Source organism: Streptomyces sp. HNM0574, assembly GCF_012726235.1.
In the GTDB taxonomy this organism is placed as follows: Bacteria; Actinomycetota; Actinomycetes; order Streptomycetales; family Streptomycetaceae; genus Streptomyces.
Genome location: NZ_JAASAH010000023.1, coordinates 12,431 through 25,800, shown reverse-complemented (window position 1 = coordinate 25,800; position 13,370 = coordinate 12,431). Strand labels below are relative to the sequence as shown.

The window sequence follows — 13,370 nt, the reverse complement described above, 5'->3', positions numbered from 1 at the left end:
TGCTGATTCTAAGGGGTTTGACCTGCTGCTTTGCGGGCTTGTGCGAGCGGTCTGCGACCGGTGCTTCATTGATCATGGGAGTGGGGCAGTGAAGCTGGCCGAGATGCTCCCTGACCTGCATGCGAGCGGTGCCCGGGGTCTCGTGTACCACTTGACCTCTCGCATGAACGGTGTCTGCCGTTCATGCGCGGCTGTGCCGGGCTTTCGTGTCTCAGGGGCAGGTGTGCAGTGCTACAGGCGGAGCCGCCGCTGGACGTTCTCGAAGAGGTGCTCCTCCGCGCCGGGCGGGCCGAGATTGCGGAAGCGCGCACAGCCCCCGGCGCCGACGCCGCTCCGCCGTCAGAACCCCTCCAGATCGATCCGCAGCGCACTCACCCCGTACGGGCTGCCGACGGCCAGCAGGCCGTCGTGGGTGAAGGCCAGGGCGTTGGCCGGCTCGGTCAGGGACAGGGTGCGGGACTTGCCGGAGGGGAGGTGCCAGATGTGGAGTTCGCTGTCGTTCCAGGCTGCGGCCAGGAGAGGGCCGGCCGAGCTGTCGGTGGCGGCGAGAGCGTTGACCAGAGCGGGGCGCTGGTCAACGGGCCCCGGCATCGGGTCCGTCGAGGTCTCCCAGAGCCGGATCGTGCCGTCCAGGCCGGCGGAGAAGACGAAGGTGAGGTCTTGGTCGGGCAGGGGGAGGCAGGCGGTCGCGAGGACCTTGCCGCGGTGCAGGTCCATGGTGTGCGGTTCGGGCTGGTAGCTGTGCAGGGGCCACAGGTGTACGCGCCCGTTGCTGTCGCCGACCACCGCGTACCGGCCGTCCGGTGTGCCGCCGAGGGCGGTGGCTGCGGTGTCCGGGGTGGTCAGGGCTGCTGCGCCGTGGTGGGCGGCGATGTGGGCCAGGACGTGGTGTGTGTCGGTGTCCTCCGGGTCGCACAGCGGGTGGAGGGCTCCGGTGTCGTCCAGGGCGAGCAGTGACTGACGGTCGCGCAGGGCGAGTTGGTGGGGGCGCAGGTGCTGCGGAGCGGGAGGTGGGGCTGTGGCGTCCTCGCCTCTGGGGCCGTATCCGGCGAGGCGGCCCTGCGCGTCGGCAGCCACAAGTTCGGGTGCACCGCCCGGCGTGACGGCGAGAGCCGCAACAGGGAAGCCGGGACGGGACCATGACGCTGACCAAGAGTTCTGTTCGGCGAGGGGGCGGAGGTACTCGGCGAGGCGGTCGTTGAGGCCGAGGGCTGTGGCGTGCAGCAGGGCGGCGCGTTCCGTCGGCGTTCGGCCGGTGGCGGTCAGCTGGGGTGCGGCGCGCTGCCAGAGGGCGCGGCCGCCCTGGGGGAGGGGGATGCGGTCGTCGGCGACCGCGGCGGTGAGGGCGCGGGCCGGGCCGAAGACGAGGTAGCCGGGGTCGGACAGCAGGTGCAGGACCTGTGGCGTCGGCCGGCCCTCGGCCTCTCGGAGCGCCACGTCGAGGGCTTGGTCGCGGAGTTCCTCGGGAGCTCTGGTCCAGTCCGGTGCGCCGGAGGGGGTACGGGGCACCGTGGAGATCAGGTCGTCCCAGGTGGTGGGCTGCTCCTTGGCAGGACGGGGTGTGCCGGTGCAGGTGAGGGGCGTCGCTTCCTGGTCTGCGAGCAGTCCGGAATCGCCGACCTCGACGACCGCGCGGACGTGCTCCAGAGCCAGGAGGTGCCGGATCAAGTCCTCGGCGAGGGCTTCCGGTTGGCACTGGGGAAGGTCGGTGGGGCCGCGTCCGGAGCGGTGCAGATCGGGTATCAGGACGAACAGCTCGCGCTGGTCGAGGGCCACCCGGTTCAGCAGCCTGTCCGGGGACGTGGGGCCGTAACCGAGCTGGCGGCCCAGTTCCCAGGCGAAGACCTCCGTGGTCAGCCCTTCGGCAGGCACCGTGGCATGCACCGTGGTGGCCGGGCTGCCCGCCGTGGAGCAGCCGAGGAGGAACCAGGCCAGCAGCCTGCTCTTGCCGCTTCCCTCCGGCCCCTTCACCAGGCAGGTTCGTGGGCCCTCCTGGGCAACCGCCCAGTCGAACAGCTCCCTGCCCTGCTCGACCCCCTCCAGTTGCGGCCACGCCGTGAACTGCGGTGCGGTGGTCATCGCGCCCCTCCCCTCCGTCACGTTCCTACTCGGTCGGGGCTTCCCGCAGCAGGCGGATCCCCTCGGCCCGTGACGCGGCCGACTCTCCGTACGGGAAACTGTGGCTCAGTTTCGCGTCGGGGAAGACTTCGCCGAGCCACAACGAGCAATAGTGCCCCGGCATGAAACAGGCCTCCAGATCGGTGTGGATGCGCAGCACCTGCTCCGGCTCCACACCGGCGGCCTGAAGCGATTGCCACAGCTTCTCCTCGGGGTGGATGCCGATACCCCCGGACTGCGTGACGATGTGCTTCTCCCCCTGGCCGTCGAGGACTTCGAAGGCGGAGTACCACTCGGCGCCGGCGGTGTCCCGGATGTCGTCCAGCACCAGCGGCCACCAGTTCTCCCGCTCGGCGCATGCCTGCGGGTCGAACTGCTGGAGCTGTTCCTGCAGTTCCCGGAAGGCCGTGGACGCCGCCTGAGGGCTGTCGGCCCCGAATATGAGGCCGAGAGCGCGGTCCAGGGCGTCAAGTGACCTCGCGAAGGCTTCCGTTGACGCATTCACGAAACGAGTGGGCTCGGCCAGCGCGAGGAACACCGCGTGTACCGCCCCCTCGTGGTCGGCACAGATCTCTGCGCCCCCGTCCGTCCCGATCCGCGCCCACTCCCGGGTGTGCGGCTCGACCACCCGGCGCCCCACGCTGTCCGCGTACTCACGGAGGACCACGTGGTCCTCCTCCGCGGTCGTGAAGTACGGGCTCACCGCCAGCGGCACCTCAACCCCCGCCAGCTGGTGCACGCTTCGCGGCGTACTGAAGTCGTCCCCGGCGGCAACCTGCCCGAACTCACGGGTACGGGGGCTTGAGAGTGACATGTGACGGCTCCTGATCAGCCTTCGTGGATCTGCCAGAGGAGGAAGTCCCAGGTGGGCATGCGCGGGCCGTCACCATCCCAGTCGAACGACTCCGACCAGCCCGGCTCATGCCCTTCGAAGGGGAGGGCGTCGACCTGCTGGAGGGATTCTCGCAGGGCCGTCACCGCGCTCCGCGGGTCGATGGGTTCGTCCGCGGCCTCCGGGTCCCACTCGGAGCGCCGGCCTTCCAGTACGTACAGGAAACCGGCGAAAGACTCGACGCTGCTGTTCAGCGGGTCCGCCCGGTACTCACCGTCCGGGAGTGCGTAGACCACGCCCGAGCGCGGATCGAGGGCGACCACGTCAACGCTGATCTCGCCGAGGACCAGCCAGTTCTCCCAGCCGTCCGGCATTCCCCGGTAGTCGGAGAAGCCCGCCAGGCTCGCGCAGCGAGAAAATCCCTCGGGGCTGTCTTCATCTTGGAGAAGTGCGTCGTCAAGGACGAAGTACGAAGCCGGGTCGTCCGGCAGTCCGACCTCTTTGAGGAATTCCCTCGGCGCGCCCTGAAGGTCTTCCGGAAGTTTCGACTCCGGCCAGACGGTCAGGTCTTCCGCTTCGAAGGCCGACTCCATCATTGAACGGTCCACACGCACTATTCATCCACCTTTACGGCAACTCAGGAAACGGGTAAGAAAATTACCAGACGCGGAACTTCGGTGTCAATCTCTATTTTCCGCCGGACCGGAGTCCCGTAAGGTAGTCCCGCATTTCCTGGTTCCCCTTCTGTTTGGACTCCTCGGTATTGCCGTACTCCACCGAGTGCGAAACCTTCATATCCTCCGGGAGGTGCTCTCCCATCCAGGCGCTGCAGTCCATCGCGCCCTTCCCGGACGTGCATGGCTCGCGTTCCGTGTACAGTTCCGTCAGGCCCCCTTCGGAGCCGGAATTCAGGAAGGGTATTCCCACCTGGTCCTCGGAGTGGGCTCCTGGGAACTTGCTGCGGCCGACGAGTATGAACTCGTCCTCCGACCCCGACTCCCCGTGTCGCACGGCGGCGTAGTTGCGACTGGTGAACCTGCCGTCCTTGTGCTCCGTGCCGTAGTCTTCGTTGACGTTTCGCGCTGCTCGCGTTGCCTTCGCCAGGTCGGACTCACCGAGTTCGACCTGCTCCGATGATTTCCGCGTCCGGTCCCCCTGGGCGGGCAGCGGGTAATCCTTGCGGCTCCGCTTTCCCACGTTGTCGCCCTGGAGGCCCAACGGGGCCAGTCTCCTGCGGTCGTCGTCCGTGAGGGGCTGGTGACCGGTTGACGAAAGCCGCGTCACGGCGCCTCGGTCGCCGACGTGGTAGACGCTCTTGTTGCCGATGCCTTTCAGGTCATCGGCAATCGCCTGGTCATTGTCCCGATGCTTCTTGGCCGCCCCTTTGAGATTCTTCGGAACGGTGTCCCCGATGTGCTTTCCGGCCCTCGCGACAACCTTCTCGGCGGCACCGAGGGCACCCTCGGCCACCTCGTCGACGGCCTGGGTGAGCACCTCCCCCTTGCCCTTGGCCCGGCCGTGCGCCGTACGGGCGCGTTTCAGTGACTTGAGCCCGTCGTTCTGCATGTCCGTGCCGAAGCCGGCGAGTTTGGTGGCGCCCTGGTCGTGCTCGTCGGGGTCGATCTTCATCTTCCCGCCGCCGTCGCCGCCTCCTCCGGCGGAGTTGAGCTGCATGGCACCGGGGCCGTCGGCCGAGTTCAACTGCGTACCGGTCGGGCCCCCGCCGTGGTTCCCGCCGCTGTTGCCGCCACCTCCGCCGGGTGCGTAGGTGCCGGGCGGCAGGGACAGGGCGTCGTCCGCCAGGTCCAGGAGCGCGTCTTCGACCAGCTCGTTGAACTTGCCCACCACGGGCTCGGTGAGCTGGGAGACCACCTCGTCGACGATGCGGTCGACGGCCTCGTCGATGAGGCGCTTCATCAGCTGACGCATGGCCTGGATCTCCGCCGCGCCGATCAGCGCCGACAGGCCGCCCGTGACCCACGCGGCGCCGATGGCGATGCCCACGGAGGCCGCCATGACGCCGAGTTCGATCTCGGCCTTCGTCTTCATCGCGAAGATGATTTCGGCGGTGCCGTCCAGCGCGGTGGCGAAGGTGCGGCTGACCTCGGGGATCTTGTCCAGGTGGCCGGACTTGACCTTCTGCCAGTGCCCCTCGAGCGAGTCCTTCGCCCACCCCTCGGAGCCCGACAGGATCCGGTTCACCGCGACATGCGCGTCCCCGCCCTTGCCCTCGAAGCCGTCCGCGAACTCCCGCAGGGCATCGGCCATTTCGCGGTAGTCGTCCTCGTCCACGTTGGGGAAGTTGATCCCGATGAACTCCAGGATCTCGTCCATCCACCCCGGAATCGTGTAACCCATGTCCCCCGTACCCCCACTGCCTGAACGAACAGTCGCTCAACTGACCGATTGTGCAGGGGGAGTTGGGCGCTACGGGAGCCCCTGAGCTGACGCCGTGGCAGAGATGTGACAGAGGGGCGGGCGCCGCGCGGCTGCTGCGGTCCCGATCCGGTGACCGAGATCGCCGCAACGGAGCCGCACCCCGGAGGACGCGGTGACCAAGGACAACGACCGCAAGGACCGGCCGAAGAGCAAGCCGCAACGGAGCCGCGCCCCGGAGGACGCGGTGACCGGACCCAGCCCTGCACCCGCGTCGACAGACCGGAGCCGCGCCCCGGAAGACGCAGTGACCGGCGATCGCGGCGACGGCGCGGCCGGGAAGCGAGCGGCCGCAACGGAGCCGCGCCCTTGAGGACGCGGTGACCGGGCGACGGCCATCTCCGGGCCGCCCGCCCACGTCGTGCCGCAACGGAGCCGCGCCCCTGAGGACGCGGTGACGGACAAGGAGGCGGCGGGCGCCCTCCACGCCGACGACGCCGCAACGGAGCCGCGCCCCTGAGGACGCAGTGACGCCGGCAGTGATGCCGCGCTCCTCCGCGATGCGTACGCCGCAACGGAGCCGCGCCCCTGAGGACGCGGTGACGCGGGCTACGAGTCGGCGGCGCACATGGTCGCCCACATGCCGCAACGGAGCCGCGCCCCTGAAGGCGCGGTGACGCGGCTTGACGGTGCAGGGCGATCGGGGCGATCGCAGGGGCGCCGCAACGGAGCCGTGCCCTTGAGGACGCGGTGACCCGCAGGTCCCGCTCGGCAAGGCGGGCTGACCAGCCAGCCGCAACGGAGCCGCGCCCTTGAGGACGCGGTGACGGGCCGCGGCCTGGGACGACCAGGCCAAGTCCGTGCTGCCGCAACGGAGCCGCGCCCTTGAGGACGCGGTGACGTCCTGCGCACCCGGCCCCGCAGCTCGACCTACGAACTGCCGCAACGGAGCCGCGCCCCTGAGGACGCGGTGACGGCTTGCTGATTCTAAGGGGTTTGACCTGTTGCTTTGCGGGCTTGTGCGAGCGGTCTGCGCAGAGGGCTTCGTTGATCACGGGAGTGGGGCGGTGAAACCGGCCGAGATGGCCTCTGACCTGCATGCGAGCGGTACCCGGGGTCTCATGTGTCACTGGACGGCTCGCATGAACGGTGTCTACCCTTCATGCGAGTGCTGTGCCAGCTTCGTGGCCCAGGGGTAGGTGCGGCACTCCCCCAGCCATCACGGCTGATCGCTCGGTGTTCCCACGGGAACACCGACGGGTCCCCAGCTGAACCAAGCGGGACCGAGCCCGGCAGGGGAAGCGCAGGTCAGGGCATCACCGCTGGTCAGAGGGCTACGCGGGAAGAATTCAAGTCCGGCTCCGGGCACCACTGACTCCCCGGGCTGGCGGGGGTGTTGAGGGTCCTGGGGCTCCTTCCGCGAACGCGACGACAGCACCGACTCGACCGGGTTCCCGCAGTCCCAACTCATCGCGGAGGCCTGTGACTTGGCTGCCGGACTGAGTGGGGTCGGCTTTGGCGCGCAGTGGCTGCCTGGTAGCTACGGAAAGGTCCTCTTTGGTTGACTCTCCGAAAGTTGCAGAAACCGAGCCGCGTGCTCAGTAGACCGGCAGGTCACGAAGGTGGTCCCCGCGCGTGCGGGGGTGGTCCCACCAAGCCGCACACCCGGCCTGGGCACCCGGCGTGGTCCCCGCGCGTGCGGGGGTGGTCCCGAGCGTCAACGCGCCTACCTGCGGGAGCTGTTGTGGTCCCCGCGCGTGCAGAGACGGCCCCAGCGGATGCATGAAGGCCGCCGATGGCATAGGGCGCTCCCCGCGCCCCGAGCCCCCGCCGGCCCACCCTCACCCCCGACTCCCCACCCCCACCCTCCAGTTGGGGCCGAAGCTCCCCCCGTGCCCTACAACCAACCCCGGGGTTTCTGCGTCTGAGGGGGTGAACGTGTCGTGAGGACCGGAGGAAAATTCGATGTCACTGATACGACGCAGCGGCGGGCGGGGCCTGGGGCCGGGGCGAAGAGGTGCGGCGCGTGGGGCGGTTGCCGTGGCGGCCGCGCTGCTGGTCACCGGGGGGATGAGCGGTGGGGCGTGGGCGGCGGAGAAGCCGGTGCCCGCGGCGGACGACTTCGACGGGGACGGTTACGCCGATCTCGTCGTCGGCGCCCCCGGTGCCACCGTCTCGGGCAAGGAGCGGGCCGGGTACGTGGCCGTCACGTACGGCTCGGCGGACGGGGCCGACCCGTCCCGCAAGAAGCTGATCAGCCGGTCGACGGCGGGGGTGCCCGGATCGGCTGCTGCGGGGCAGCAGTTCGGGAAGAGCTTCAGCAAGGGCGATCTGGACGGTGACGGATACGGTGACCTCGTCATCGGCTCGGCCGACGGCGCCTCCGGTGCCGTGATCCTCTGGGGCTCGCCCGAGGGGCTGACCGGCGGCACGGCCGTCGACGGCCTGGGGAACGCGCCGCAGACCGGTGACTTCGACGGGGACGGGAAGACGGACCTGGCGCTCTTCGGGGACGCGGAGGTCGGCGGCGACGACCCGGTGAAGCAGGACGCGCACCTGTTCAAGGGTCCCGTGTCCCGCGCGGGCGAACCGGCCGGGCTGCTGGACTTCATGGACAAGTCCGAGTGGTGGGGCTACGGCAGCGACGGCGCCGCGTGCGCGGAGGACGACAGCTGCATCTCGGGCCCGCGCTCGGTCAGCGGGCCGATCACCCCGAAGGCCGTCGGCGACCTCAACGGCGACAGCCGGGACGACATCGTGACCTGGGAGTACGAGGGTGACGGCGTATGGGGCACCCACACGCTCATGGGCGGCACCGCGGGCTTCACCAGGGGCGCGAGCATCGGCGCCTTCGGTTCGAGCGGCGGTGAGGCGGCCACCGACGTGGGTGACGTGAACGGCGACGGGTACGACGACGTCGTGGTCGGCAGCAGCGACGACTCCGCGCAGGTCACCGTCGCGTACGGCTCCTCCTCGGGGACCTCCGGCGACCGGGTGCAGGAGTTCGACCAGAGCCTGCCCGGGTTCTACGGCGCCCAGGAGAAGGGCGACCGGGTCGGCTCCTGCGTCGCGGTGGCCGACGTCACCGGTGACGGCCGCGCCGAGGTCGCCCTCGGCATCAGCGGCGAGGACTTCAGCGGGCTCACGGACGCGGGCTCGGTCGCGCTGCTGCGCGGCACCGGCAAGGGCGTCAGCGGCGAGGGCAGCCAGGTGCTGCACCAGAACACCCCCGGGGTGCCCGGAGTCGCCGAGAAGGGCGACAAGTTCGGCGCCGCCTGCTCCCTCCTCGACACCGACGGCGACGGCACCCGCGACCTGGCCGTCACCTCCGCCGCGGAGAACTCCTCCGCAGGCGCCGTCTGGACCTTCCGCGGCACCTCCGACGGCGTGACGACGAAGAACGCCGCCGCCTTCGGCCCCGCCGACCTCCAGGCCCCCACGGCGAAGGCCCGCTTCGGCACCTTCGTGCGCTGAGCCACGGCCCGAGCCGCCCCCGCGCCGACGCGTGCGCGGGGGCGGTCGTGTGTGTACCGGGGTTACCAGCGGTCACGTAAGGGATCCCCGTCACTATCCGCCCCTCCCCGGTTTTTCCGGGCAACTGCCTGATAAGACACAGGACATGACAGGAATGACAGGCAGCACGGCCAGGACGGGCCGGACGGGCAGGACAGGTATACGGACGGCATCAGCGGCAGCGGCGGATCCCGGCACCCCGGTCCGGCGCTTCACCTCCTACGCCGCCATCGGCGACAGCTTCACCGAGGGGGTCGGCGACCCCGGCCCGGACGGGGTGTTCATCGGCTGGGCGGACCGCCTCGCGGCCCTCCTCGCCACCCAGCTCCCGGACGACGGATTCCGCTACGCCAACCTCGCCGTACGCGGCCGGCTGCTGGGCGCGATCGTCGAGGAACAGGTGCCCCGCGCCGTCGAACTCGCCCCGCAGCTGGTGACGTTCTGCGCCGGGGGCAACGACATCCTGCGCCCGGGCTCGGACCCGGACGCGCTCGCGGAACAGTACGAGGCGGCGCTCGCCGAACTCCTCACCACCGTCGGCACGGTGGTGGTGTGCACCGGCTTCGACACCCGCGAGTTCCCCGTGCTGCGGCATCTGCGCGGCCGGATCGCCACGTACAACGAGCTGCTGCGGGCCGTCGCGGACCGGCACGGGTGCCCGGTGCTCGACCTGTGGTCCCTGCGTCCGGTGCAGGACTCGCGGGCCTGGGACGAGGACCGGCTGCACCTCTCCCCGGACGGGCACCGGCGCGTGGCGCTGCGCTGTGCGGAGCTGCTGGGGGTGGACGGGGTGGAGCCGGGCGAGGCGGACGTGCCGTGGCCCGAGCCGTCGGCGCCGGCGCACGGGAGTGCGCGCGGTGAGGATCTGCGGTGGGCGCGGCAGTATCTGCTGCCGTGGATCGGCAGGCGGCTGCGGGGGGAGTCCTCGGGGGATTCCGTGGAGCCGAAGCGGCCGGATCTGGGGCCGCTGTAGGGGCGCCCCGGTGCGGGGTGCGCTTACGTTTCCGGGGGCGGCGCCGTCGTGGCTCGGGGTTTTGCGCAGTTCTCCGCGCCCCTTGTCGCGGGCTCGCCCCGCTTGGGAGGTCTGCGCCTAGGCGCAGGGCTGGCAAGCGCAGCGCCTCAGCCCCGGCGCAGGGTGCTCCATGCCGTCACCGGATCACCCCGCCGCCGTGGCCGTTCGCGCAGTTCCCCGCGCCCCTTGTCAGGGGCGCGGGGAGTGCGTCAGTCGGAGTCCTTGGTGAGGGTGGGTGGGGCGGTGGCCTGGGTCGGGAGGGTGCCGGAGGCCTTCGCCCCGCGGCGCAGGACCGCGTAGCCGATCAGCAGGAAGATGACCCAGACGCCCATCACGTACACCGCGACCCGCGTCTCGGTGTTGTACACGATCAGGGCGCTGACCAGCGCGAAGAAGGTGAGCGCCAGCCAGTTGGTGTACGGGGCGCCCGGCATCCGGTAGTGCGAGGCGGTGGCCGTGCCGGCGGCGACGGCGCGGCGGTACCGCAGGTGCGTCACGAGGATGACGCTCCACACCATGATCGCGCCGCCGGTGGAGACGGACGTGATGTAGACGAACGCGTTGTCCGGGTCGACGGCGTTGACCCACACGCCGAGCCCCATCACGCAGGCCGAGACGAACAGCGCCAGCGCCGGCACCCCGCGTCCCGTCATCTTGGCGAGCGGGCGCGGGCCGTGGCCGTTGACGGAGGCGGTGCGCAGCATGCGCGCCGTCGAGTACAGGCCGCCCGCGTTGCAGGAGGACAGCGCGGCGGTGAGCACCACGAAGTTGACGATGCCCGCGGCCGCCGGGATGCCGATCTTCCCGAACGCGGCGACGAACGGGCTGACTCCGGGCCCGAATTCGGACCAGCTGACGACGGACAGGATCACCAGCAGCGTGCCGACGTAGAACAGGCCGAAGCGCAGCGGCAGGCTGTTGATGGCGCGCGGGATGTTCTTCTGCGGGTCCTTGGCCTCACCGGCCGTGACGCCGACGAGCTCCACGCCGAGGTAGGCGAAGAGCACGATCTGGAGCGTCATCACCGAGTCCCACACGCCGTTCGGCGCGATGCCGCCGTCGGCCCACAGGTGGGTCGGCGAGGCGGTGTCGCCGACGTCGCTGAACCCGATGACGAGGACGGCGAGTCCGATCAGGATCATCGCGACGATCGCGAGCACCTTGATCAGCGCGAACCAGAACTCCAGCTCGCCGAACGCCTTCACCGAGACGAGGTTGACGAAGAACAGCACGATCAGCGAGATCAGCGCCGTCTTCCACTCCGCGAAGTCGGGGAACCAGTAGCGGATGTACTGTCCGGCCGCCGTGATCTCGGCCATGCCGGTGGTGACCCACATGATCCAGTACGTCCACGCCGTCGCGTAGCCCCAGAAGGGGCCGAGGAAGGTGCGCGCGTACTCCGCGAAGCTGCCCGCCACGGGGCGGTGGGTGAGGAGTTCGCCGAGCGCCCGCATGACGAGGAAGAGGATCGTTCCGGCGATGATGTACCAGATGATGAGGCTCGGCCCGGCCTGCGAGATCGCGGTACCGGCGCCGAGGAAGAGGCCGGTGCCGATGGTGCCGCCGATGGCGATCATCTGGATCTGCCGGGTGCCCAGCGCCCGTTTGTAGGTTCCGGAGTCACCGGGTTCCCCGGAGCCGCCGGAGGCTGCACCTGTTCCGGCGGTCGCGGTTCCGGTGTCGCCGGAGAGGTCCACGGCGGGGTCTCCGGGACCGTCCGCCGGCCCGGTTGTCGGTGGTTGCATGAGTTCGGAACGCTCCTTCTCCCAGACTGCCGGGGGTCTCCCGGCCTGCTCCTGAGGTGAGTCAAGCACCCGCGTGCGCTCACCTGTCCGAGTCGTACCGTGGAACACGTCCGCTGTGTTCGCGGGTACGTAACGTTCAGGTTCCAGCTCGGACGGCCTGCCGCGGCGCAACGCCACGACGGCGTCCGGAGCGTCGGATTCCGGAGTGGGTGTCAGCTTCCGGAACGGCGCCGTCCGCGGGTGGGCCGTTCCGGCGGCGGGGGAGCCTGCCGGTCGTCCGGGTTGACGATCGAGCAGCGGGCCATGGACAGGCAGCCGCAGCCGATGCACTCCACGAACTGGCTGCGCAGCTGCTGGAGCGTCGCCAGCCGCTCGTCGATCGCCTCCCGCCACAGCCCCGTGAGGTGCTCCCACTCGGCACGGTTGGGGGCCCGGTCCTCGGGCAGCCCGGCGAGCGCCTCGCGGACCTCGGCGAGCGGGATGCCGACGCTGGTCGCCATCCGGATCAGCGCGATGCGGCGCAGCAGGTGGCGGGGGTAGCGGCGCTGGTTGCCCGTCGTGCGGTGCGGCGTGAGCAGGCCGAGCGATTCGTAGTGGTGCAGGGCGGCGATCGTCGCTCCGCTGCGGTGTGCCGCTTCCCCGACGGTGAGCAGGGTGTGGGCGTTCGGCATGCCCGGGACGATACGCCAACGCCCGGACAACGGCGACGAGTTGGGCCCGCGGATCCCGGCCGCACGGTCCGCCCGGCCGGGGGGTTGAGCGGAGACCGGGTGACGTTTTCGACAGCGAACGCCGCACATCCGCCCTACGGCGGGCTGCGGCCCCCGAAGCCCCTGTTGTGACGTTGATCTCGCCCGCCCGTCGTACGCAAAAGGGAACCTTCTGCCCTTCCGCGAGGTCTGAACATGTGGCAAGTCCGGTAATTCAGGCAAGAGGTTGCAGGCGTGTACAAGAGGCGGGTTCCGCGGCCCAGCGCCGTGGCCATGGCGACGGGTACGGGAACGGCGCTGCTGGGGCTCCTGCTGGGTCTGGCCGTACAGGGCCAGGGCCACGCGGGATCGGCCGGCCCGAAGGAGCAGGCGCAGGCCCAGCAGCAGGAAGAGCGGCGCGCCGAACGGAAGGCGCGGGAGAAGGCCGAGCCGAAGCCGACGGCGCGCTCCATATCCCACGGGGTCGAGGGCGATTTCCGGAACGTCGCGCTCACCCTCGACGACGGCCCCCACCCCGTGTGGACCCCCAAGGTGCTCGACCTGCTGGACAGTTACGGCATCAAGGCCACGTTCTGCCTCATCGGCCCCAACGCCGAGGCCAACCCCGGCCTTGTCCGCCGGATCGTCGACGAGGGCCACCGGCTGTGCAACCACTCCGTGCACCACGACACGGCCATGGACCAGGGCGAGGACGGCAAGGCCCAGGCGTACCGCGAGTCCGAGATCCGCGACGCCCGCCGCATGATCGACAAGGCGTCCGGCGGCGCCCCCGTCCCCTACTACCGCGCCCCCGGCGGCGCCTTCACCCCCGACAGCCGCCACTACGCCGCCGCCCACGGCATGCGCCCCCTCGGCTGGACCGCCGACTCCAACGACTGGCGCCTCCCCGGCACCGCCACCATCGTCCGCACCGTCCAACAACAGGTCACCACCGGCGCCCAGGTCGTCCTGCTCCACGACGGCGGCGGCGACCGGGCTCAGTCGTACGACGCGCTGCGACAGTTGATCCCCTGGTTCAAGGGGGAGGGGTACGGGTTTACGTTTCCGGAGGGGTGAGGGGGCTC

9 protein-coding genes are annotated in these 13,370 nt (G+C 70.4%); 3 read left to right on the top strand and 6 right to left on the bottom strand.

Annotated elements, in window-relative coordinates:
- Nucleotides 1-339: 339 nt before the first annotated feature.
- The 4 genes from HCC30_RS26895 to HCC30_RS26880 all read right to left on the bottom strand — a co-directional run bounded on the left by HCC30_RS26895 (nucleotide 340) and on the right by HCC30_RS26880 (nucleotide 5,284).
- A complete protein-coding gene (locus HCC30_RS26895) occupies nucleotides 340-2,079 on the bottom strand; it encodes a hypothetical protein (protein ID WP_169445510.1) in 1,740 nt (579 codons plus the stop codon).
- Between the two features lie 25 nt (nucleotides 2,080-2,104).
- On the bottom strand, nucleotides 2,105-2,857 hold the full coding sequence (locus HCC30_RS26890; RefSeq protein WP_169445509.1) for a nucleic acid/nucleotide deaminase domain-containing protein: 753 nt from the start codon (nucleotides 2,855-2,857) through the stop codon (nucleotides 2,105-2,107).
- Nucleotides 2,858-2,946: 89 nt separating this feature from the next.
- Nucleotides 2,947-3,558, bottom strand: coding sequence for an SUKH-4 family immunity protein (locus HCC30_RS26885; protein WP_346776830.1), 612 nt, complete (start codon nucleotides 3,556-3,558; stop codon nucleotides 2,947-2,949).
- A 79-nt stretch (nucleotides 3,559-3,637) separates the two neighbouring features.
- Complete coding sequence (locus tag HCC30_RS26880) at nucleotides 3,638-5,284, bottom strand: nucleic acid/nucleotide deaminase domain-containing protein (protein WP_169445508.1); 1,647 nt, start codon at nucleotides 5,282-5,284, stop codon at nucleotides 3,638-3,640.
- Nucleotides 5,285-7,291: 2,007 nt separating this feature from the next.
- On the opposite strand from HCC30_RS26880, the gene HCC30_RS26875 reads away from it, so the two are divergent.
- Complete coding sequence (locus tag HCC30_RS26875) at nucleotides 7,292-8,800, top strand: FG-GAP-like repeat-containing protein (protein ID WP_169445507.1); 1,509 nt, start codon at nucleotides 7,292-7,294, stop codon at nucleotides 8,798-8,800.
- A 145-nt stretch (nucleotides 8,801-8,945) separates the two neighbouring features.
- The gene (locus HCC30_RS26870; protein ID WP_240979933.1) at nucleotides 8,946-9,812 is read left to right on the top strand and encodes an SGNH/GDSL hydrolase family protein; all 867 of its coding nucleotides are present in this window, start codon (nucleotides 8,946-8,948) and stop codon (nucleotides 9,810-9,812) included.
- A 248-nt stretch (nucleotides 9,813-10,060) separates the two neighbouring features.
- Here the strand turns inward: HCC30_RS26870 and HCC30_RS26865 are convergent, their stop codons facing one another.
- On the bottom strand, nucleotides 10,061-11,596 hold the full coding sequence (locus tag HCC30_RS26865) for an amino acid permease (RefSeq protein ID WP_169445506.1): 1,536 nt from the start codon (nucleotides 11,594-11,596) through the stop codon (nucleotides 10,061-10,063).
- A gap of 212 nt (nucleotides 11,597-11,808) precedes the next feature.
- On the bottom strand, nucleotides 11,809-12,267 hold the full coding sequence (soxR, locus tag HCC30_RS26860; protein WP_169445505.1) for a redox-sensitive transcriptional activator SoxR: 459 nt from the start codon (nucleotides 12,265-12,267) through the stop codon (nucleotides 11,809-11,811).
- A 312-nt stretch (nucleotides 12,268-12,579) separates the two neighbouring features.
- Here soxR and HCC30_RS26855 point away from each other — a divergent pair, with 312 nt between their 5' ends.
- Nucleotides 12,580-13,362: a polysaccharide deacetylase family protein gene (locus HCC30_RS26855; RefSeq protein ID WP_169445504.1), complete on the top strand. Its 783-nt coding sequence runs from the start codon at nucleotides 12,580-12,582 to the stop codon at nucleotides 13,360-13,362.
- The last annotated feature ends 8 nt before the right edge of the window (nucleotides 13,363-13,370 follow it).